15 protein-coding genes, 1 tRNA gene, 3 pseudogenes and 1 riboswitch are annotated in these 20,774 nt (G+C 71.1%); of the genes and pseudogenes, 8 read left to right on the forward strand and 11 right to left on the reverse strand.

Going from position 1 to position 20,774, the window contains the following annotated elements; all coding sequences use genetic code 11:
• Positions 1 to 156: 156 nt before the first annotated feature.
• Positions 157 to 1,023, reverse strand: coding sequence for a hypothetical protein (locus tag BGO37_RS14205; RefSeq protein WP_291755888.1), 867 nt, complete (start codon positions 1,021 to 1,023; stop codon positions 157 to 159).
• An 886-nt stretch (positions 1,024 to 1,909) separates the two neighbouring features.
• On the opposite strand from BGO37_RS14205, the gene BGO37_RS14210 reads away from it, so the two are divergent.
• Both BGO37_RS14210 and BGO37_RS14215 read left to right on the forward strand, forming a co-directional pair.
• Complete coding sequence (locus BGO37_RS14210; RefSeq protein WP_291755983.1) at positions 1,910 to 2,857, forward strand: IS1595 family transposase; 948 nt, start codon at positions 1,910 to 1,912, stop codon at positions 2,855 to 2,857.
• 421 nt (positions 2,858 to 3,278) lie between these two features.
• Complete coding sequence (locus tag BGO37_RS14215) at positions 3,279 to 3,476, forward strand: excisionase family DNA-binding protein (protein WP_291755889.1); 198 nt, start codon at positions 3,279 to 3,281, stop codon at positions 3,474 to 3,476.
• 70 nt (positions 3,477 to 3,546) lie between these two features.
• On the opposite strand, the gene BGO37_RS14220 is transcribed toward BGO37_RS14215, so the two are convergent.
• Positions 3,547 to 3,618, reverse strand: a tRNA-Gln gene (locus tag BGO37_RS14220).
• 125 nt (positions 3,619 to 3,743) lie between these two features.
• On the opposite strand from BGO37_RS14220, the gene BGO37_RS14225 reads away from it, so the two are divergent.
• The 4 genes from BGO37_RS14225 (at position 3,744) to BGO37_RS14240 (ending at position 7,147) form a co-directional block, all read left to right on the forward strand.
• Positions 3,744 to 4,379, forward strand: coding sequence for a TetR/AcrR family transcriptional regulator (locus BGO37_RS14225; protein WP_291755985.1), 636 nt, complete (start codon positions 3,744 to 3,746; stop codon positions 4,377 to 4,379).
• Between the two features lie 9 nt (positions 4,380 to 4,388).
• Positions 4,389 to 4,898 carry a MarR family transcriptional regulator gene (locus BGO37_RS14230; RefSeq protein WP_291755890.1) on the forward strand — a complete coding sequence of 170 codons (510 nt, stop codon included), beginning with the start codon at positions 4,389 to 4,391 and terminating at the stop codon, positions 4,896 to 4,898.
• Positions 4,895 to 6,124: a CynX/NimT family MFS transporter gene (locus BGO37_RS14235; protein ID WP_291755891.1), complete on the forward strand. Its 1,230-nt coding sequence runs from the start codon at positions 4,895 to 4,897 to the stop codon at positions 6,122 to 6,124. Before BGO37_RS14230 ends, BGO37_RS14235 begins: the two co-directional genes overlap by 4 nt.
• A 171-nt stretch (positions 6,125 to 6,295) precedes the next feature.
• The gene (locus tag BGO37_RS14240; RefSeq protein ID WP_291755892.1) at positions 6,296 to 7,147 is read left to right on the forward strand and encodes an SDR family oxidoreductase; all 852 of its coding nucleotides are present in this window, start codon (positions 6,296 to 6,298) and stop codon (positions 7,145 to 7,147) included.
• On the opposite strand, the gene BGO37_RS14245 is transcribed toward BGO37_RS14240, so the two are convergent.
• The 4 genes and pseudogenes from BGO37_RS14245 to BGO37_RS14260 form a co-directional block, all read right to left on the reverse strand.
• Positions 7,077 to 7,733: a DUF1992 domain-containing protein gene (locus BGO37_RS14245; protein ID WP_291755893.1), complete on the reverse strand. Its 657-nt coding sequence runs from the start codon at positions 7,731 to 7,733 to the stop codon at positions 7,077 to 7,079. The two genes, BGO37_RS14240 and BGO37_RS14245, sit on opposite strands and share 71 nt — an antisense overlap.
• A gap of 95 nt (positions 7,734 to 7,828) precedes the next feature.
• Complete coding sequence (locus BGO37_RS14250; protein WP_291755894.1) at positions 7,829 to 7,984, reverse strand: hypothetical protein; 156 nt, start codon at positions 7,982 to 7,984, stop codon at positions 7,829 to 7,831.
• Between the two features lie 566 nt (positions 7,985 to 8,550).
• A pseudogene (locus tag BGO37_RS14255) lies at positions 8,551 to 9,996 on the reverse strand (ABC-F family ATP-binding cassette domain-containing protein); the annotation flags it as partial.
• 77 nt (positions 9,997 to 10,073) lie between these two features.
• A complete protein-coding gene (locus BGO37_RS14260) occupies positions 10,074 to 10,934 on the reverse strand; it encodes a DUF6602 domain-containing protein (protein ID WP_291755895.1) in 861 nt (286 codons plus the stop codon).
• Between the two features lie 226 nt (positions 10,935 to 11,160).
• Here BGO37_RS14260 and BGO37_RS14265 point away from each other — a divergent pair, with 226 nt between their 5' ends.
• The gene (locus BGO37_RS14265; protein ID WP_291755896.1) at positions 11,161 to 12,966 is read left to right on the forward strand and encodes an ABC-F family ATP-binding cassette domain-containing protein; all 1,806 of its coding nucleotides are present in this window, start codon (positions 11,161 to 11,163) and stop codon (positions 12,964 to 12,966) included.
• A gap of 697 nt (positions 12,967 to 13,663) precedes the next feature.
• The gene (locus BGO37_RS14270; protein ID WP_291755898.1) at positions 13,664 to 14,824 is read left to right on the forward strand and encodes a hypothetical protein; all 1,161 of its coding nucleotides are present in this window, start codon (positions 13,664 to 13,666) and stop codon (positions 14,822 to 14,824) included.
• Between the two features lie 364 nt (positions 14,825 to 15,188).
• Here BGO37_RS14270 and BGO37_RS14275 read toward each other — a convergent pair.
• From BGO37_RS14275 to BGO37_RS14295, 5 genes and pseudogenes are all read right to left on the reverse strand, one after another.
• Positions 15,189 to 15,362 (reverse strand): annotated as a pseudogene (locus BGO37_RS14275) (transposase); the annotation flags it as partial.
• Between the two features lie 240 nt (positions 15,363 to 15,602).
• Positions 15,603 to 16,247, reverse strand: coding sequence for a C40 family peptidase (locus BGO37_RS14280; protein WP_291755900.1), 645 nt, complete (start codon positions 16,245 to 16,247; stop codon positions 15,603 to 15,605).
• 122 nt (positions 16,248 to 16,369) lie between these two features.
• Positions 16,370 to 16,556: riboswitch (cyclic di-AMP (ydaO/yuaA leader) on the reverse strand.
• Positions 16,557 to 17,724: 1,168 nt separating this feature from the next.
• A complete protein-coding gene (locus BGO37_RS14285; protein WP_291755901.1) occupies positions 17,725 to 18,828 on the reverse strand; it encodes a sugar kinase in 1,104 nt (367 codons plus the stop codon).
• Positions 18,829 to 18,885: 57 nt separating this feature from the next.
• Positions 18,886 to 19,518, reverse strand: coding sequence for a bifunctional 4-hydroxy-2-oxoglutarate aldolase/2-dehydro-3-deoxy-phosphogluconate aldolase (gene eda / locus BGO37_RS14290; protein ID WP_291755903.1), 633 nt, complete (start codon positions 19,516 to 19,518; stop codon positions 18,886 to 18,888).
• 51 nt (positions 19,519 to 19,569) lie between these two features.
• Positions 19,570 to 20,769: pseudogene (locus BGO37_RS14295) on the reverse strand (alpha-N-arabinofuranosidase).
• Positions 20,770 to 20,774 lie beyond the last annotated feature (5 nt).

The raw sequence follows: 20,774 nt of genomic DNA on the forward strand, positions 1-20,774 counted from the left end.
GACGACGGTGTCGGTTTGTCCCATTGGACGCCCCGTGCCGTCACAGGACAACCCCCTGGCCGTCACGCACTTCTTGACTCGACCGGTGCTCATGGTCTCGGTGTGCGCCGAACTGGGCCTCGCCGGTGGCCTCCAGCCGCGATCTGTGGACATCGCCTAGCTCGCCGCAGCCTGTGGACGACCGGTGGCCACAGCACTGGCGCCCCGACGCGCCGCAAGGACCGGCGACCTGTGTCGGCGAACCCGCGTCGATCGCAGTGCGGCGTGCATGCCCGGCTCCCGCAACGCGGCCGAGCCGTCGGCAAGCAACCGGGGAATGAGCCCAGACCAGTCCGGGGTGCCAAGCAGGACGATGCACAGCCGCCGGGCTTGCCAGGGCGGCAGCCCGAGCTCGTCAGCCATGGTGCGCCACCCGACCAGCGTGCACCGGGGGTCCCTCGGCAGGACCTGAACCCCCACAGCGGTGGCAACGATGCCCTCCGCCTCGTCGCGGCCCCAACCCACCGCCGCCAACGCCGCCTGCGCCCGTCGCCGCGCGATCGCGAAGTCGACACCCAGGGCCATGTACTCATCGCTGACCGCGTCAAGGCCCATGTCGGTCCACTTGTCGAGGCTCTCGAGGCGGGCGACCGGCAGGCGCTCGTCGCCTGCGAGCAGATGCCACGCCTGCCGCTCAGACGTGCCGAACGATGCGGCAGCGACCTCGCCGTGCACGGCCCGCCTGGCTGCCTGCCAGACCACACCCCACGGCGAATCCGCGATGCGGAGCTGCGGCATCGTCAGCACCCGCCAGGCCGCCTGCCACGCAGACGCCTCAGCCTGCGCCGCCATGAAGCCGCTCAAGCCCCACTCCATGGCCAGCGGCCGCGCCAGATCGGCTCGGATGAAGCTCAGCAGCCTCGTGCCTGTCGGCCCGTCCCAGCCCTCATCGTCGATGACGTCGAGCGCCTGCAGCAGGCACTCCCGCGTGCGAACGATCCTCGGGCACGACTCCAGCCGGTCGGGTCGGTGGTCGGTGGTCATGGTCGCCTCCTCGTGTCACGTGGACACGAGCGAGGGTCCGCAGGGGCGCTGTACAACGCGGTGACATCACAGGCCGTCCGCGAATGTCACCGAGATGTCCTCGAGCACTGGCGGATCGGGGAGTCGCTGGGCGAAGGCGCGGCCGATCGCTAGTCCGCGGCCCATGGGAGCGGGGGGACCACCTCGGCCCGGGAAGAAGCCGGGCGAGGAGGGAGCGGTGGGTTCCCGGCTCTCCCCCTGAGAGCCGGGAACCCGTGACCGTTCGCATCACCAGCTGACGCTGCCTCCGCTCGCAGACCGTAGGCACCGCGGCGACCTGGACGGAAGTCCAGGAGCGGGTGATTCGACACACCGACAGCCCGGAGACCTACCGGGCGCCGCGGCGTCATTCGCGCCGAGGCCTGGCTTGGGCGGCACGACGCAGCCTTGAGGCGGTCGGCGCCCATGCCGTGTCGGTCACGTCCCGAAGGCGCGTTGCGCGGCGGCTCGCACCGAACCGTCGGGGTCGGCCAGCAAGATCGCTTCGGCCATGGCTCCACATCGGCCGCGACGGATCACAGCAAGGCGGACTGCAGCGGACGGGTGCCTCGACAGGCGGTCCGCGAGCCCACCGGGACACTGCGAGTGCTCAACGATCGCAAGCGCAACGCCGACGGGAAGCCGATCGAGTTCACCCACAGGCGGGCACAACACCATCAGCGCCTCGCCGTCCGCTGACGGGGACCGGGCCACCCGCAGCATCGCGTGCACGTCGCGACCACGCGCGGCCGCCCACGCTTGAGCCCTCGTAGCGCGGGTCACCGCCGATGGTCGGGTTGCAGCATGACTCGAACGTATGTGTTGGGTATCTGCTTGAGTCCAGTAGCCTCAGGTGGTGGTCGAGCGGATGCCAGTAGCGGGCGTGGACTACCCACGGACGCATCAGCAGCTGCTGGGGTGGTTCGCCGATGAGGACGCGTGTCTGGAGTACCTGGCCAGGTTGCGCTGGCCGGACGGGTTTCGCTGTCCCGCGTGCGGAGGGGACGTCGCGTGGCGAACCGCGCGGCGCGCGTTGTGGATGTGCGCGGCCTGTGGCCGGCAGACGTCGGTCACGGCGGGCACGATCTTCCATCGCTCGCACACCCCGTTGACGACGTGGTTCGCGGCGATCTGGTTCGTGTGCGCCTCGAAGAACGGGGTCTCGGCCACCACGCTGCAGCAGGTCCTGGGCTTCGGCTCCTACGAGACCGCCTGGGCATGGCTGCACAAGCTGCGCCGGGTCATGGTCCGCCCCGAACGTGACCTGCTCAGCGGCGTCGTCGAGCTGGACGAGACCCTCGTCGGTGGCCGGGCGAAGCCCGCCTCCAGTGTCGTGATCACCAAGGTCCCGGTCATGGTCGCCGTCGAGACCCCGCCCGGGCACCAGCTCGGACGCATCCGCCTGGCCCGCGCCGACGCCCGCAACTCCGGTCAGATCATCGACTTCGCCCACCAGGTCATCGCCCCCGGCACGCTGATCCGCACCGACGGCGCCCGCAACCTGCGTCAACTCGCCGAGCAGGGCTACGCCCACGAGTACAAGGTCATGCTCACCTCGCCCGACCCGGCCCACGAGTACCTGCCCGGCGTGCACCTGGTCGCGTCCCTGCTCAAACGCTGGGTCGCCGGCACCTTGCACCACGGCATCTCCCGCCGCCAGCTCGACTACTACCTCGACGAGTTCACCTTCCGGTTCAACCGGCGCACCGCACGCTCACGCGGCCTGCTGTTCTACCGGCTCCTGCAACAAGCCGTCACCACCGACCCGCACCCACTGACCACCCTCATCGGCGGCACCGACCAGCCAAACCCCTGACCAGGGACACTGGACTCAAGCAGATACCCAACACGTATGTACGAAGCCATGGCGTGATCCTAGTTCCGCATGTGCGGCCCGCACACGTTCGATGGCGCGCCTGAGGTGGCGGCAAAGCCCGCGGCTCTTGGCCCCACTCGGTGGCGCGCGCGGTGGACGAGTGTCACCGCCAAGTCATCGCGGTCGGTGTATGTGCGCCCGAATCGCGGTCTTGGCCGAGGGCTCTACTTACGGCGGCCACCGCAGTGACAGACACCGGCTCGGGCACGCTCGCCGTGCACGTCACCGCGATGTCCCTGGGCGCCGAGGACGGTGAATACCCGCTGCGATCACCAGCCCGCCGGCGCGACCGACCGGCGCCTCGTGGCCATCCATGACCCCACGAGCTCACGTGCTCCGCAGCTCCGATGGAGGAGGAGACATGACGATCAGCATCGAGCACGAGCTGCTGACGGTCGCCGAGGCCGCCGACCGGCTGCGCGTCACGACCCGGTTCATCCGCATGCTCATCGCGGACGGCAGCCTCCCCGCGATGCGCCTTGGACGGCGCTCCATCCGCCTCCGACGGGACGACGTCGACCACGTCCTACGGCCCATGGGGACGTCGATCCGAAGGTGACGAACGACACCCTCGGCAAGTCCTTGTGACACGTATGTGACACGAAATCACGTTTCCGCAGGTCACAGCGCTCCGCCCCCAGGATTCGAACCTGGACCGCAAGGCTCCAAAGGCCTGCGTGCTGCCGTTACACCAGGGCGGACCGGCCACCGACGCCGGGACGGCCGGGCCGGCGACAAGTCTGCCAGCCCGCGGGTCCCCCACAGGCAGCGCTCGGTCCGGCAGAATGCCCAGGTGGCCACCACTCCCGGGCGGACCGCCCGCCGGATGACGGGCACGCAACGCCGCGCACAGCTCCTCGACGTGTCGCGCACGCTGTTCGCCGAGAAGGGCTTCGACAACACGAGCATCGAGGAGATCGCGGCCCGCGCCGAGGTCTCCAAGCCGGTGGTCTACGAGCACTTCGGCGGCAAGGAGGGCATCTACGCCGTCGTCGTCGACCGCGAGATGCAGGCCCTCCTCAACGCGCTGACCGGTGCGCTCGAGGGCGGTGGGCACCCGAAGGCGCTCGTCGAGCGCACGGCCCTGGCGCTGCTCGACTACGTGGAGCGGTCGGAGGACGGGTTCCGGATCCTCGTCCGCGACTCGCCGGTGGCCCAGGCGACCGGCACGTTCTCCAGCCTGATCGGCGACATCGCCACCCAGGTGGAGCACCTGCTGGCCGACCAGTTCAAGCGGACCGGTCTCGACCCGCGCACCGCGCCGATGTACGCGCAGATGCTCGTCGGGATGGTGGCGCTGACCGGCCAGTGGTGGCTGGACGCGAAGAGCCCCAAGAAGCAGGAGGTCGCCGCGCACCTGGTCAACCTCGCGTGGAACGGCCTGAAGGGCCTCGAGCGACGTCCGGCGCTCACCAAGGAGCATGGGGACGCGCCTGCCAAGCGGTCTCTCGACGTCGAGTAACCTGCTCGCGTGGCAGACGACGTGGCGCGCGACGAGGTCGACCGCATCGTCGCTGCCTGGGGCCGTGAGCGCCCCGACCTCGACACGGCGCCGCTCGAGGTGCTCTCCCGCGTGACGCGGCTCGCCCGCCACCTGGACCTCGCCCGCCGCGGCGCGTTCGCCCGGCACGGGCTGGAGACATGGGCGTTCGACGTGCTGTCGGCGCTGCGCCGCGCGGGGGCGCCGTACCGGCTGTCACCGGGCGCGCTGCTCACCCAGACCCTCGTCACCTCGGGCACGATGACCAACCGCATCGACCGGCTCGTCGAGCACGGCCTGGTGCGGCGCGGCCCGTCGCCCGAGGATCGCCGCGGCGTGCTGGTGGAGCTGACGCCCGCCGGCCTGGCGCAGGTCGACGCTGCGCTGGCGGACCTCCTCGAGTCCGAGCGACGGCTGCTCCGCGACCTGCCCGACGCGGACCGCCGAACCCTCGCCGACCTGCTGCGCGTGCTCGTGGCGCCCTTCGACGAAGCGTCGTGACGGCCGCCTCGTCGCGCGACGTGCGCCGCGGCCTCCTCCTGAGCGCCCTGCTGCTGTACGCGCTGAACCTGCGCGGCCCGATCACGGCCATGGCCCCGGTCATCGGGTCGGTCAGCACCGACCTGCACCTCACCGCGGCGTCCGCCGGCCTCCTCACCGGGCTGCCCGTGCTCTGCTACGCGCTCGTCACGCCGCTGGCCGCGACGCTCGTCAACCGGGCGGGCACGGCGCTGGCCGGCACGGCCACCCTGCTCGGCATCCTCGTCGGGACGGTGCTGCGCTCCACCGGTGGGTTCGCGACGGCCCTCGTCGGCACGGTCGTCATCGGGGCGGCCATCACGATCGGCAACGTCGCCGTGCCGGTCGTCGTCGCTCGCGACTTCGCCTCCGGCGTCGGCGGTGTCATGGGCGCGACGACCGCCGCGATGAACGGCGGCGCGGTCATCACCACCATCGGCATGGCACCGTTGGCGGCCGTCATCGGCTGGCGGTGGGCGCTCGTCTCGTGGTCGGTCGTCGTGCTCGTCGGGCTCGCCGCGTGGTGGCGCGCGTACGGGATCCACCGCCGGACGGACGACGAGCCCCGCACGACGCCCGACGAGCCCGCCGAACGGCCGCGCGTGATGCGCCGCCCGCTCACCTGGCTGCTCGTCGTGACCTTCGCGTTCCAGTCGGCGTCCTACTACGCCGTGTCGGCGTGGCTGCCCACGCTGCTGCACGACGAGGCCGGGCTCTCCCGCACCGGCGCAGGTGCGGCGGCGGCGCTGTTCCAGGGGTTCGGCATCCTCGGCGGCGTGCTGGCGCCGCTGGCCATGGCGCGGCTGCGGCCACGCGCGATGACGGTGCTCGTCGGCCTGGTGTGGCTCGCCCTGCCGGTCGGCCTGCTGCTGGCCCCGACCGCGTGGTCCGCCTGGGCGTCGCTCGGCGGAGTCGCGCAGGCCGCGAACTACGTGGTGATCTTCACGGTCGTCTCGACCGTCGCCGGCTCGCCGGCCGCGGCCGGCCGGATGTCGGCGGTGATCCAGACCGCCGGGTACGTGCTGGCCGGCGTGGCGCCGTCCGCGCTCGGCGCGATCCACACCGCGAGCGCCGGGTGGCGCGTGCCGCTGCTCGTCGTCGCCGTGGCGCTGACCCTCATGGTGGCCGCCCACACGGTCGCCATCGGCGCCCTGGTGCGCCACCGCGCGGCCGTGGCAGCCGCGACCCCAGTCCCCGTCCGAGACTGACGCCGGGCGGCCCCCCACGCGGAGCCGCTGGACAACCGCGTGGAGTGGAGCCGACGGGCGGGTCCACCCGGCGTGTCGCGGCGTGTCGGCTCCACTCGGCCTCGGCTGGCGGGAAGCGTCCAGGCGGCGGCACGGTTGTTCGGACGTCACGCCACCGTCGAGAGGATCCCCATGACCACCGTCGTCACCGGAGCGACCGGACACTTCGGCCGCCTGACCATCGAGGCCCTGCTGACGAGGGGCGTCGCGCCGGGCGACATCGTCGCCACCGGCCGGCAGGTCGACCGGCTCGACGACCTCGCGGCACGAGGCGTCGCGGTGCGGGTCGCCGACTACGACGACCCGGCGAGCCTGGACGCCGCGTTCGCAGGCGCGCGCAAGCTCCTGTTCGTCTCCGGCAGCGAGGTCGGCCGGCGGATGCAGCAGCACCGCAACGTCGTGGACGCCGCGGTCCGTGCGGGCGTGAGCCACCTCGTGTACACCTCGGGCCCGCGCGCGGACATCTCCGCGCTGCCGGTCAACGTGGAGCACAAGGCGACCGAGGAGTACATCGCCGAGGCCGGCATCCCGGCGACCATGCTCCGCAACAACTGGTACAACGAGAACTACCTGCCCGACCTGGCGACGGCGCGGGCGGGCGGCGAGATCGTCTCGGCGACCGGCACCGGGCGGATCGCGAGCGCGGCGCGCGTCGACTACGCCGAGGGGGCGGCCGCCGTGCTCACCGAGGAAGGCCACGAGAAGAAGGCCTACGAGCTCGGCGGCGACAGCGCGTGGGACTACGACGAGCTCGTCGAGACGCTGTCGCAGATCGTCGGCCACACGGTGACCCGTCGCGACGTCTCGCCCGAGGAGCGGCACGCGGTGCTCGTCGCCGCCGGCCTGCCGGAGGACGTCGCGGCCTTCGTCGTCGAGCTGGACACGGCGATCGCGCACGGCGCGCTCGCCGACGTCACGGGAGATCTGGCGCGCCTGATCGGCCGTCCGACGACTCCGCTGGCGACGACGCTCGCCGCCGGCTGAGGAACTGCCCGCGGTACCACGACGCGGTCCGGCGCGGATGCGACGCGGTGGCGGACGCGGCACGGGCGGCCGCCGCGGCGGCCCGCCGCTCGCGCCAGCGCGCGACCTCCGTCTCGACGTCGCGCGTCGACGTCACCACGGGCGGACCGCCGAAGAGCTGGCGACGGGCCTCGATCACCCGGTGGTTGAACTCGTCGAGGATGTCCCTGACCTCGGCCTCGCGGTACTCGCGGTCGAGCCGGTCGTCGAGCCCCGCGTCGGCCTGACGCAGCAGGAACGCCTCGGGACCGACCCCGGTGATGTGCTCGCGCTCGATGTAGGCCTTGAGCCACCAGTCGGGGTCGTGACGGGTCAGGCCGGGGATCGGCTTGCCCGCCAGCGACAGGTGGTCGAACTCGCCGCGCGCGATCGCCTGGCGGATCACCTCGTCGGCCCAGCTCTCGAGGTGCTCCGTGCGCCCGGCGTGCCGGCGCGCCTCCACCTCGCCGAGCGACGGGCCGGCCCCGAGCGCCCCGCCGTCGTCCGCGGCGAGGCGGTCCATCCGGTACTGCGATGCGGCCCGCAGGGGGTCTCGATCGGCTGCCACGGCCCCAGGGTGCGTCCGCCCACGGGACGACGCAACGATCGAAACGCGATGTTTACGACAGGGCGTCAGTAGCCGAAACATGGCTCACAGGCAGGTCACAGCCCGCAGAAGAAGTTCGGCGGGGCGGCGTCCGGACGAGGGAACCGGCAGCCGAACAGCGCGAGGACGTCGGGGACGACCTCGCTGTTCGCGATGGACGAGACGTTCCCGCCGTTCGCGGCGGTCGCACAGCCGCCGGCGCTGATGACCACGTCGACGGCCTGGGTCGCGCCGCCCTGGAAGTACGCCGCGACGCGCTCGCCCGTCTGGCCGCCGCAGCCGTGCCCGGTGAGGACGGCCCCCGGCGGGCGCCGGTATTGAGCTCGGTGGCCAGGGCATCCGCCTTCGCCGGGTCGGAGATGACGAGCTGCCGCGAGAACGTCTCGGCATACCCGGTCGGGTCCGTGTTCGATGGCTCCTGCTTGTAGAGGCAGAGCACCGCGGCCGTCGCCGTGAACGGCACCGGGTGGCGCCGCGCGTTCGAGAAGAACGGCTGCGGCCGGGGCTCCTCGCGCACCAACGGACAGGCCGCGGGGATCGACGACAGCGATGTCGCGCTCCCGACACCCACGAGCCCGAGCGCAAACGCCTGGAAGCCACCGACGAGCAGGACGGCCAGCGTCACGGCCACCGCGACCCGGATCCTGACCTTGGTGCGCATGACGTCCCCCCGTGACGCGACGGCACTGCCACGCGCAGGGATATCACCTGGTCAGGGCGCTCGGGCGTCGATCCGGCCGCGATTCGCTCACGGACCGACCACGTCCACCGCGGGCGGTCAGCCGGCGGTCTCGGCGGCTTCCAGCCAGGCACCCTCGAGCTCGTCGCGCTCGGCGGCCAGGGCCCGCAGGCGGGCGTCCAGCGCGAGCACCTTCTCGTGCTCGGTGGCGTGCTCCGCCATCTCGTCGTGCAGCGCGGACTCCTCGTCGGCCAGCTTGGCGAGGCGGCGCTCGAGCCGGGCGACCTCCTTGCGTGCGGCACGGACCTCGGCCGGGCTCGGCGCGGCGGAAGACCGGCCGGCTCCCGGCTCACCGGCTCGGTGGTTCCGCTCCGACTCGGCAGATCCCTGTGCCGAATCGGCGCCAAGGTACCGAGTCGGCGACGGGTTGGCGGACGACGAGCGGGCGCCCGCCTGCGTCCCTCCGGGCGTACCAGAGCCCGCCGCCCGCAGCGCCAGGTACTCGTCCACGCCGCCCGGCAGGTCGCGGATCGTCCCGTCCCCGAGGAGGGCCACCTGCCGATCGGCGACGCGTTCCAGCAGGTAGCGGTCGTGCGACACGACCACCAGCGTGCCCGGCCAGCCGTCCAGCAGGTCCTCGAGGGCGGCCAGCGTGTCGGTGTCGAGGTCGTTCGTCGGCTCGTCGAGCAGCAGCACGTTGGGCTCGCCGACGAGCAGCCGCAGCAGCGCCAGGCGCCGCCGCTCGCCGCCGGACAGGTCGCGCACCATCGTCTGCTGGCGCTCGCGCGCGAAGCCGAGCCGCTCGACGAGCTGGGCGGCGGTGACCTCCTTGCCGCCGACGACGAGCGCGTTGCGCTCCCGCTCCACCACCTGGATCACGCGCAGGTCCGCGAGCGCCGAGAGGTCCTCGACCTCCTGCCGCAGCTCGGCGGCGCGGACGGTCGTGCCGCGCTTCACGCGGCCGCTCGTCGGGCGGATGCGCCCGGACAGCAGGCCCAGCAGGGTGGTCTTGCCCGCGCCGTTGACGCCGACGACGCCCCACCGGTCGCCCGGGCCCAGCCGCCAGGTCACGTGGTCGAGGAGCACCCGGTCGTCGAACGCCAGCGTGACGTCCTCGAGGTCGAGGACGTCCTTGCCCAGCCGGGAGGTCGCGGTCCGCGCCAGCTCCAGGCGGTCGCGCGGCGGCGGCTCGTCGGCGATGAGAGCCGCGGCGGCGTCGAGGCGGAACTTGGGCTTGGACGTGCGGGCGGGCGCGCCGCGGCGCAGCCAGGCGAGCTCCTTGCGCAGCAGGTTGAGCCGCTTGGACTCCGCCGTCGCCGCCTGCTGGGCGCGCTCGGCGCGGGCCAGCACGTACGCCGCGTAGCCGCCGTCGTACGGGTCGACGACCCCGTCGTGGACCTCCCACGTGCGGGTGGTGACCGCGTCGAGGAACCACCGGTCGTGCGTGACGACCACGAGCCCGCCGCCACGCCCGAACCGCTCCGCCAGGTGCGCCGCCAGCCACGCGACGCCCTCGACGTCGAGGTGGTTCGTCGGCTCGTCGAGTGCAGATTCGGGGGGTACTAGAAGTTGAGGCAGACACTACACAACGGCGCAGACAAGAGCCTCCCCCCGGGGGAGTCTCAGCCGTTCGCCCTCATGTTGTTCAGTCGCCTCTGCCGGCCACGCTGGGTGCGACTCAATGGGGCACGCTGGTCGCGTTGCGGTGACGACACCCGCCAAGTGAGGTCCCTCTCCCACTGACCGTCGTGCTGCAGCTGGTAGTCCTTCCACGGAGTCGGGAGTCGCCGCTGGGACTCCCGCACGAGGAAGTTGAGTAGTCCGAAGTACCACTGAGCAAGGTGGCGCCCGTCGCTCGTCCTCGTCGGCAGCGCCTTACCCGAAAGCGGGACGTAGAGGCCCCGCGAGAGCACGAGTAGCGAGTCAAGCTCGTAGGCGGGCGACTTCGCCTCACGACACGCGGCGATCCACGCCTGCGATTCACCGCCAGGCCAGTTGGCCTTCCCGAATGCGGTCTCGTAGGCGAAGACCGAGTAGTAGAGCTGTGGCAATCCGCCAGAGGGTCTGCCGCCCAGGATCGGCGACCCCCACCCCGCTCCGAACGGCCTGAGGCGGTAGAGCGTGCGTAGCGAGCGGGCGATCTTCTCTAGTTCTGCACCATCGAGTGTCGACTTGACCTCGACGACTGCAAGAAGCGCCTCCGCCGCGAGCGTGACGATGCCCGCGTCCTGGCTCAGCGGGGCCGCAGACATGCTGTCGTAGATCACGATGTCGAGCTGGGGAGATTCCGTTCCGGCGGAATCGATCGCGTGTCCCTGAGCCACCGCGTATCGCTTCGGCAAGTGCTCGCGCAGGAAGTCACGGAGCGCCTCTTCGCGCTGGCCGCCGCGAGTTGTCGAGTGCGTAGCAGCAGCCGCGGACCTCTCGTACGCAGCCGCCAACTCACGTTCATGGGTGGCGAGGATTCCCTGGAAGCGGACCATCGCAGGTCTGTCCGGCACAGCATCGGACAGTACCGCCGCGCGGACCCCAATGTCGGCAATTGCGCTGGTGAGGGCCGCGCCTGCGGAGTTCGATGGGTGATCGATCAGCGGCCTGGCCGAACGTCGTACACGGTGAATTCGGTGTCGCGCGGGCGACCGAGTCCTGTCGAGTCGACCTCTCTGCTGGATGAAGGGCGCTCTGGCGGTCGCCTAGCCTTGCGGGGACATGGCGCACCTGCTGGGGGCCGAGGCCCTGCATCTTGAGTACCCAACCAAGGTTGTCCTCGATTCTGTATCTCTCGGGGTCAACGAGGGTGACCGGATCGGCATCGTCGGCCGCAACGGAGACGGGAAGTCGAGCCTGCTGGCACTTCTCGCCGGCCGGTTGCGCCCGAGCGCGGGACGGGTCACGGTGCGCAACGGCGTCCGCATGGGACTGCTCGACCAAGGCGACACCCTCGACGACGCCGACACGGTCGGCCACGCGGTGGTTGGAAACACAGCGGAACATGAATGGGCCGGGAACGCCCGGACCCGGGAGGTGATCTCCTACTTGCTCGCCGACCTGCCGTGGGACAGTCGGCTCGACACGCTCTCCGGGGGCCAGCGCCGTCGCGTCGCTCTGGCGCAGCTGCTGGTGGGTGACCACGACGTCGTCGCTCTGGACGAGCCTACGAATCATCTCGATGTCGAGGCGATCACCTGGCTTGCTGGGCATCTGAAACGGCGATGGTCCGCCAGCTCTGGTGGGCTCCTGGTTGTCACGCACGACCGCTGGTTCCTCGACGCGGTCTGCACCACGACGTGGGAGGTGCACGACCGGATCGTCGAGCCATTTGAGGGCGGCTATGCCGCCTACGTCCTCCAGCGCGTCGAGCGTGACCGGCAGGCCGGCGCCGTCGAGGCCCGCCGGCAGAACCTGGCCCGCAAGGAGCTGGCATGGCTCCGTCGGGGAGCCCCGGCGCGAACCTCGAAGCCGAGGTTCCGCATCGACGCCGTAAACGCACTGATCGCCGACGTGCCGGAGATCCGCGACAAGGTCGCTCTGCAGTCACTTGCCGTGTCGCGAATCGGCAAGGACGTCGTCGACCTGCTCGACGTCTCCGTGGCGTTCGACAGCACAGAGGTGCTGCGGCATGTCAAGTGGCTGATCGCCCCCGGAGAACGCACAGGGATCCTGGGCGTCAACGGAGCCGGCAAGTCGACTCTTCTCGGCCTCGTCGCCGGCACCACGGCTCCGACGACGGGCCGGGTCACGCGCGGCTCCACCGTCCGGGTCACGACGCTTACCCAGCGCTTGGACGGGCTCACCGAGCACATGGGCGAGCCCGTGCGGGTGATGTTGGCCGCGCTACGCGCCAGCTACACGGTCGGGGCGGGGCCTCGTGCGCAGGAGCTGACACCGGCACAGTTGCTGGAGCGCCTCGGGTTCGAGCCCGGGCAACTGTGGACGACCGTCAAGGACCTATCGGGCGGCCAGCAGCGCCGGCTCCAGTTGCTGCTCGTCCTGCTCGACCAGCCCAATCTCCTGGTGCTAGACGAGCCGACGAACGACATGGACACAGACATGCTCGCGGCGATGGAAGACCTTCTGGACTCCTGGCCGGGCACGCTGCTCGTCGTCTCCCACGACCGCTACTTCCTGGAGCGGGTGACTGATCAGCAGTACGCGATCCTCGACGGGCGGCTGCGGCACCTACCCGGCGGGGTCGAGGAGTACCTGCGCCTGCGGCACGAGCAGGACCAGCCGCAATCCTCCCGCCGGGCATCGAGCGCGGGAGCCGCCTCGAGCTCGAGGTCCACCGGCCCGACCGGAGCCCTTCTGCGCGCGGCGCAGAAGGAGTTGGCGTCCCTCGAGCGTCGGCTGACCAGGCTGCAGGAGCAGCTCGACGCCGCTCACACGGCCCTCGCGGACCACGACCACGCCGACTACCTCGGGCTGGCTGACGCTATGAGGCGCATCGGCACGCTGGAGGCCGAGCGCGATGAACTCGAGACCCGGTGGTACGAGGTCAGCGAAAACGCCGAATAGACCGCGCGCCGCGTCCGGTCAACCGGCCCGTGGTCGTCAACAGCGCTAATGACCGGAGGGCTGGGTCTGCGCACGCCTGCGCCGGAGACAGGCGGTCAATCCAGCTCGGCCCGTGGGGCCGCCTGCTCGAGGTCGTCGCAGAAGAACGCGAACAGGGCACGGGATCCGATGGGGGGCCCGCTCCCGCTCGCGGCGATGAAGTCCCTTGGTCGGCAGGCTCCCGACGATCCGTGGGCGGCGACCGCAGAGGGTGGGGGTGCGAGTGAGCCCGGACTCGAGGGGCAGGTTGGCGGCCGCGTCAGCGCGCGCGACCCGGAGGCTTGATGCGCCTCGTCGGCGCGAGGCCGCCAGGCGATACGAAGCTGGAGGCACGCTTCGGGAGATCGGCAAGAGCGCTCGACGCGGCGCTGCGTGCCGACGCGGTGACGACGCGCAGGCGGTCCACCTCGCCTGAGGTAGTGGGTGGGTTCGTCCGCGGGTATGTGGCGGGGTCGTCTTTGACCGTGCTGAGTGCACGCTTCGCCTGGAGCACCGAGATGACTCGGGCGCGACTGCTGAAAGCAGGTGTGATCATCCGCGACACCCAAGGCCGCGGAATCTTAGCTGCAGCCGGCGGCCCGCAAGTGCTGCAGGCAGGGCACTATGCAGCCGTCCGGATGGCGCGCCGACCCCACTGGTCGGATCTGGTCCGCGCCCGATGGCCAAGATTGCTTCTGTGGTAGCGGACATGGAGCGCATTTGTGAGACAGCGCACGCTCTGATCGAAACGGCGCACGATCGCGATCACGTCGCACCCATCGCCGTGCCCGACGAGCGCGGCGGCTTCGGGTACGCATTCTTGCCGTACGTGTTCCCTGTCGTGCTGGATGCGATGGCGCTGCGCGATCAGCTGCTGCGCATCGCTCGCACCGGGCAGCGCACGGTCTTGGTGACCGCGGCGAACAGTGGAGTGCTGCGGTTGTTCTGCGCCCGCCACGTCATGGAGGAAGTCGAGGAGCATCAAGCGGAGTGGGCAACCCAGAAGGGTGTGAGCGTGCCCCTGGTCCACGCGGTGTGGCTCGACACCCTGGCGCCTCTGCTGCGCTGCGTGGAGGTGCCCACCGGCCTGGCGGTGGCCGGCGAGCAGCGTCGGCTGGACGCGCTCGACGTTCGCGGCAGCAAACTAGGTGACCCGGACGATGTGCCGACGGCGACGCTGGCGCTGCTACTGGGGGCGCCGCTGCTGAGTCGAGACCACAAGCCGCTCATCGCCGTGTACGGGGCGGACATCGACCATGTTGCTCTCGGCAGGTGGCTTCCTCGGCTCTACGACGGGGGCGACGTCGGGGCGACGGGGAGCTTCTTGCAGAGCGTCGAGCTGCTGGGGAGTGTGCTCGGCCGCGGCGTGTTCGTCGGGCTACGCGAGCTGGCGGGACGAGTGCCCTGGCCGTGGCTGCTGCTCGGTGGTGTCGCCGCGGGGGCCGCAGTACACGTGTTCGTCCCATCTGCGACGCAGCGCAAGGTCGGCTCGGTGCTGGGCGACGGGCTGCTGTCGGCCGTCGGACTGGTAGCGGAGATGGCACGACTGCGCGCTGAGGCCGAGACCCGGTTCGAGGCTCTGCTGCCGGACCAGCCGTCCTGGAACCAGATCCGCAACGAACTGGGTGCCGCGGCGGGCCTCACCCGGGCATGCCTGTACCAGCTGGCACGCAGCCCGCGGTCTGACCAGAGCGCGGTCGAGCTCAGCGCGCTGCTCGGGGAGGTGGGCGTCCGTCCGCGGGGCCCGGCAGTGGTCAGGGCTGCGTTGCGGCGCCAGGCATGCTTCGACGAGCCGTATCCCGGCCGGTTCCAGGTCGGGCACCCCTGGTACACACGCTGATCGAGACAGGCAGTTGATCCCCCTGGGTGTGGAGCCGACGGGGCGAAGCGCTTCCGTTCGTTCGCCCTCGCTCAGACCGTGCTCCTTCGCAGGCGGCTCGCCAGCTGCTCGCTGGCCGACGTCACCGGGCTGGCGCCGATGATCAGGCCTGGTCGCGCCTGCTCAGTGCGGGGCGCGCCCACACCCGCCAAACAGAACGTAGTCGGTCAAACTGAGCGAGCTTGGAGCAAGCCGCCGACCTTCTGCTGAGCGCAGCTGCGATGCAGACGCGGAGATCGGCTCCTTCTCGGTAATCCGGCTGATCGTGACCTTGGACACCTGGGTGCCGCAGACCTCAGCGAAGTGCGCGGCGATCTCCCCGGTCTCAACCCCGCGCGGTCAACGACAGCACGAACTCGTCGACGGCCTTCAAACGCCGCTGCCGCTTACGAACGATCGGGGACTCGAACATTCCCTCCCGGTCCCCTGGCACGTCGATCTGCACCGGCCCGATCTCGGTGATCACCGTCTCGGACCGCGACCCGTTGCGCTCGTTCGTGCCCGTGGTGGCCTCGCTCTCGCCGGATCGGTGAGCTTCTCCTCCAGTGCGAGCTCCAGGACCTGCTTGGTCAACCCCGTCAGCAAACCGTCCGGGCCGACCAGGTCGACACCGATCTGCCGCGCCAGAGCGATCATCGCCCGGGCCATCCGCTGTTCTCTTCGTCGTCGAGCATCACTGGCTCGACGACGAGAGCCACGTCGAACCATGCCGCAGGCCCCGCCAGAACTCGGTGCTGGTTCAGCTGACCCGGATGTAGATCGGGTTCGACTGCCAGATCGCGCGGAACTGGATCGTCTTGCCGGGCCGCGGGGAGTCGATCTGCATGCCGTCGCCGGCGTAGATCCCCACGTGGCCGGGGGTGTAGATGATGTCGCCGGGCAGGGCGTCCGCCGCGGAGACCCGGGTGCCGATGCTCGCGTAGGCCGACGACGAGCGCGGCAGGCTGATGCCGAGCTGCGCGTAGACGTACTGCAGAAACCCGGAGCAGTCGAAGCCGTCCGGGGTGTTGCCACCGTACCTGTACGGGGTGCCGACGTAGCGGGCCGCGATCTCGAGGACGGCGTTGCCGGACACCGACGGCGGGGCCGGGGTGTTGGCGACGGCGCGCTCGGCCGAGCGGCTCGTCCTCGTCGTGCTCGTCGTCGCCTTCTTCGCCTTGACCGGCGCGGGCGGCGCCGGCTTGACCGGCGTGACGTCGGGGACGTCGAGCTTCCACTCCGCGGTGGCGGGTGCCGTGACCACCGGCGCCAGCTCGAGCTGGGCCTGGGCCTGGGCGGCGAGTGCCGCAGTGTCGACCGGGGGCAGCCCGACGGCGCTGTCGCTGGCCGCCTGGGCGGGAGCCGCGCCGATGGCGGAGACGATCAGCCCGGACGACGCAGCCACCACGGCAGTGCGGCGGCCGACGACCTGGAGCTGGGCTGTTGCGGTGGACGTCAGGTGCGTGAGAGGGGTCGACGGGCGCGTCGCCGCGCGATGCCGGCCGTGTGACGTGCGTACGGACAAAGCGTGCCTCTCCGTGCGCCTACGAGGTCAGCTGTCGGGTTCGGGTGGGAGATCACCCGGCCGTCCGGTCCGAGGACCGTCCGACTTCACCCCAAGGACGTCGTCTCCGGCGCCCACGATTGGGTCCCCCGCTCCTGCCGGCGAGTCGTGCGGACCCCGTGCGGTGGCAGGATTCGGCAATCCGCCCGAGGGCTGTCCGGAGGAGGGTTCCGAGCAGCGGATCGACCGTACCCGACCGTTCGTCCAGTTGTCACGTTCCGGTCACGAACATGTTCACGGGTCCAGAACGGGGCGAGGCCGGATACCTCGCAGGCTGGGTGATCGCCCGTCTGCTCGATCACGGCCGACGTTCCGCATCACGGTGCGGAACGTCGGCCGGGCGGACAGCGTGCGTGCCGCGATTCCAGGTCGGCTGGGGCGCAGGCCGGAGCCTCCATCGAATTCACGGGTCGCCGACCTGCTCGCCGACAGCGGCTGGGACGAAGCAATGAGCGGGATCGACTATGTCGCTCACACGGCTTCACCACTCGGCTTCGACCCGGGCGAGGACCTCGTCCGCACGGCGCGGAGGCGTCCAGCGGGTGCTGTGAGAGCGGCGGCACGAGTGGCCTGCGGCGAGCGGCGCTGAGGTCGTCGGGTGCGGCGGCTGCCTCACCCGATCCGAGCGTGCCGGTGCGCGAGAACGTGTGGGGCCGAACCCACCAGATCGCCGGTCAAGGCGTACAACGACTCGAAGATCTGGTCCGAGTGCGACGCCTGGACACTAACCGCCGATACGGACCTCGAGCTGACCACGGTGCCGCCGACTTCATGCAAGGCCCCCACTGAGAACACCGGTCCGAGAGGGGTCGGTCGAGATCGTTCGCCGCCTCCTCACAGGCGGACTGCCCGCCATCGCGAACAGCGGATGGGACGTTGTCGACGTCCGCGACATCGCGGAATTGCACCCAATTGCCCCGACAACGCCGGCCGCCGCCAGCGAACGGTTTATCTGCTCCGACCACTTCATGTGGGGGCGACAGATGGCGGCGATCCTCCACCAGTAACTTCCGGCCGAGCCGAAGAGGGCGCTCGCCAGGTCATGCCGACCTGCAGTTCGCGCACCTCACCCCGCAGATGGCCATGCTGTGCGAGCAGCTCGGCACCCACACGAGCGTCGACGGCAGCAAAGCACGGCATGTCCCCAGATGGCACCCTCGACCGGCGGAGCAGACGCCCGTCCCCACCGCCCGCGCACTCCTTGCCAGGCCCACACGATGATCTGCGCGGCTCCGACCACTGCGGATAAGCCTCGGTCAGTGGCGGTCGTCGTGGACGTCTTCCTGCCGCTGTCCCTTCGCGTCCCCGGCAACTGTCGTCAGCGGTTGACGCGGGCGTTGCCGCCGGCGGCGAGCTTGAGGATCTCGGTCTTGGTGGCGGTGGAGGTGTCGCCGGGGGTGGTCATGGCCAGCGCGCCGTGGGCGGCGCCCCATTGCACGGCGGTCTGGAGGTTCTGGTCGTCGAGGAGGGCGGCGATCAGGCCGGAGGCGAAGGAGTCGCCGCCGCCGACGCGGTCGAGGATCTGCAGGCCGGGGCGGTGGGTGGCGTGGACCAGGCCGGTGGCCGGGGACCAGGCGAGGGCGCCCCAGTCGTTGACGGTGGCCGAGCGCACGGTGCGCAGGGTGGTGGCGATGACGGCGAGGTTGGGGTAGGCGGCGGCGACCTGGGCGATCATCGCGGCGAAGGCGGTGGTGTCCAGCTCGGACAGGTCGGCGTCGACGCCTTCCACCTGGAAGCCGAGGGCGGCGGTGAAGTCCTCCTCGTTGCCGATCATGACGTCGACGTAGCCGGCGATCGCCTGGTTGACCTGCTGGGCGCGGGCCTGTCCGCCGATGGCCTGCCACAGGCTGGGGCGGTAGTTCAGGTCGTAGGAGACGACCACGCCGTGGGTGTGGGCGGCCTGGACGGCGGCCAGGGTGGTCTGTGCGGAGGTCTCGGACAGGGCGGCGTAGATGCCGCCGGTGTGCAGCCAGCGCACCCCGAGGGTGCCGAACAGGTGGTCGAAGTCGATCTGGTCGGCGCGCAGCTGGCTGGCGGCGGTGTGGCCGCGGTCGGAGACCCCGAGGGCGCCGCGCACGCCGAAGCCGCGTTCGGTGAAGTTCAGGCCGTTGCGCACGGTGCGTCCGACGCCGTCGTAGCCCAGCCAGGTGATGAAGGAGGTGTCTAGGCCGCCGGTGAGGATGAAGTCCTCGATCAGACGGCCGACCTCGTTGTCGGCCAGGGCGGTCAGGATCGCGGTCCGCAGCCCGAAGGCGCGGCGCAGGCCGCGGGCGACGTTGTACTCCCCACCACCCTCCCAGGCGGCGAACGACCGGGCGGTGCGGATCCGGCCCTCACCGGGATCCAGCCGCAGCATCACCTCACCCAGGTTGACGGCGTCGTAACGGCAGGACTCGACGGGACGGATCGACAGCACGGACATGCGGGGCTCCAAGGACGACGAACGGACGGCAGAGACGACGAGGCCGGGGCGATAAGGTCAGGGCCGCGCCGGGTGGGCGGCGGCGACCGCGTTGCTGATGAGGTCGACCAGGCCGGCCCTGTCGTGCGCGGCGACGCGGTCGGGTGGCACCATCCAGGACCCGCCGACGGCGGCGACGGTTGGCACGGCGAGGTAGTCCGCGAGGTTCGCTGGACCGATGCCGCCGGTCGGCACGAACCTCATGTCGCCGAATGGTGCGGCCAGGGCCTTGATCGCCGCGGCACCCCCTGAGGTGCCGGCGGGGAAGAACTTCACGGTGTCGAGCCCGAGCTCGAGGGCGGCCTGCACTTCGGTCGCGGTGACGGCGCCCGGCAGGGCGGGCACGCCGTGCTCGGCGCACCGCTCGACGACCGCCCGGCGGGTCCCGGGCGAGACGACGTATCGGGCGCCGGCTGCCACTGCCTGGTCCACCTGGGCGGCGGTCAGCACCGTGCCGGCGCCGACGAGCACGTCGCCCCGATCGGCGACGATCCTGATCGCCTCGGCGGCGGCCGCGGTGCGCAGGGTGATCTCAGCCACCGGCAGGCCACCGGCGACCAGGGCGTCGGCCAGCAGGCTCGCGTCCGCGGCGTCCTGGAGCACCACGACCGGCACCAGTCGGTGCTGGGTCAGCTGCGTCAGTGTGGTCATCGTGTGCCTCCGTCTCGTCTCGGGTGCCTGTGCCGGTGATCCACGGCGCGCTCAGACGGCCAGTCGGATGAGCGACCAGAACACCGCCGGCAGCTCGACCGACAGGGCGTTCTCCTCGACGGCGGCGGTGGCGTTGTGCCGTGGCGCGACGGTGGTGTCGTCGTCGGCCCTGGCCTGCCAGCTGGGGGTCGGGGTCGGCCAGGGTGAGCGCGTCGGTGAGCCGAGGAGGGGCACCGAACGGGCACAGGTCGACGACCGGCGCCAGGCCCGGCCGCCGGGTTCGGTCATGATCGGGGCGACTGCGTTGACCAGCTGAGCTGCGCCAGGGAGGCCGAGTGCACCCGGTCGCTGCTGCGCAGCAGGCTGATGAGCAGGTTGCCGACGACGACCGCGTCCGCGACGTTGTAGTGGTCCTCGAGCAGCACGGGTGCCGCCGGCCGGTTGTCGCCGGTCGGCGTCCTGGACTGCGCCCGGTGCTGGTGCCGACGTTCCACTCGTCGAAGGACAGGTGGATTCGCTTGGTGGTCTTGTAGTAGGCGTGGGCGGAGACGAGGTCGACCTCGTCGTGCGCCTCGGCCAGCACCGTCTATTCCCAGGCGCCGAAGGCTGGGCTGGCTGGAGGAGGAGCCGCAGGCGACCAGCACGAGGGTGGAGTCGACCATGCGCATGGCGCGTGCGGTCTCGGCGGCCAGCCGCCCGTCCTCGGTGGCGGTCTTGTACCCGGTCTGCCAGGTGCCGTCCGTCTCGTTGCCCAGGCACCACATCCGCACCCCGTACGGGGTTGGCGAGCCGCTGGTCGGACAGGGCGGTGCCGCCGGCCAGGTTGCAGTACTCCAGCAGGTCGACCGCGTCCTGGATGCCGCGGGTGCCGAGGTTGACCGCCATCATCGGCTCGACGCCAGCCTTGGCGCACCAGCGCATGAACTCGTCGGTGCCGAAGGTGTTGGGCTCGGTGGAGTGCCAGGCCAGGTTCGGTCGCCTCGGCCGGCCCTCGCGCAGGCCGACGCCGTCTTCCCAGCGGCAGCCGGAGACGAAGTTGCCGCCGGGGTAGCGCACGGTGGAGATGCGGAGCTCGCCGACCAGGGCAAGCACGTCCTTGCGGAAGCCGTCCTCGTCAGCCGCCGGGTGGTCCGGCTCGTAGATGCCGGTGTAGACGCATCGGCCCAGGCGTTCGACGAACGTGCCGAACGTCTGCCGGCGCACCGGTCCGGTGGTGAAGGCAGGGTCGAGAACGGCGTTGACCGCTCGCATGGGAT

The organism is Cellulomonas sp. 73-92, assembly GCF_001898175.1.
In the GTDB taxonomy this organism is placed as follows: Bacteria; Actinomycetota; Actinomycetes; order Actinomycetales; family Cellulomonadaceae; genus Cellulomonas.

What these genes read in the sequence shown, in the direction of transcription:
- BGO37_RS14215 (WP_291755889.1), top strand. Translation starts at nt 3,279, where the DNA reads ATGACGATCAGCATCGAGCACGAGCTGCTGACGGTCGCCGAGGCCGCC.
- BGO37_RS14225 (WP_291755985.1), top strand. Translation starts at nt 3,744, where the DNA reads ATGACGGGCACGCAACGCCGCGCACAGCTCCTCGACGTGTCGCGCACG.
- eda (WP_291755903.1), bottom strand. Translation starts at nt 19,518, where the DNA reads ATGACCACACTGACGCAGCTGACCCAGCACCGACTGGTGCCGGTCGTG.
- BGO37_RS14265 (WP_291755896.1), top strand. Translation starts at nt 11,161, where the DNA reads ATGGCGCACCTGCTGGGGGCCGAGGCCCTGCATCTTGAGTACCCAACC.
- BGO37_RS14285 (WP_291755901.1), bottom strand. Translation starts at nt 18,828, where the DNA reads ATGTCCGTGCTGTCGATCCGTCCCGTCGAGTCCTGCCGTTACGACGCC.
- BGO37_RS14205 (WP_291755888.1), bottom strand. Translation starts at nt 1,023, where the DNA reads ATGACCACCGACCACCGACCCGACCGGCTGGAGTCGTGCCCGAGGATC.
- BGO37_RS14260 (WP_291755895.1), bottom strand. Translation starts at nt 10,934, where the DNA reads ATGGTCCGCTTCCAGGGAATCCTCGCCACCCATGAACGTGAGTTGGCG.
- BGO37_RS14240 (WP_291755892.1), top strand. Translation starts at nt 6,296, where the DNA reads ATGACCACCGTCGTCACCGGAGCGACCGGACACTTCGGCCGCCTGACC.
- BGO37_RS14270 (WP_291755898.1), top strand. Translation starts at nt 13,664, where the DNA reads ATGGCCAAGATTGCTTCTGTGGTAGCGGACATGGAGCGCATTTGTGAG.
- BGO37_RS14210 (WP_291755983.1), top strand. Translation starts at nt 1,910, where the DNA reads ATGCCAGTAGCGGGCGTGGACTACCCACGGACGCATCAGCAGCTGCTG.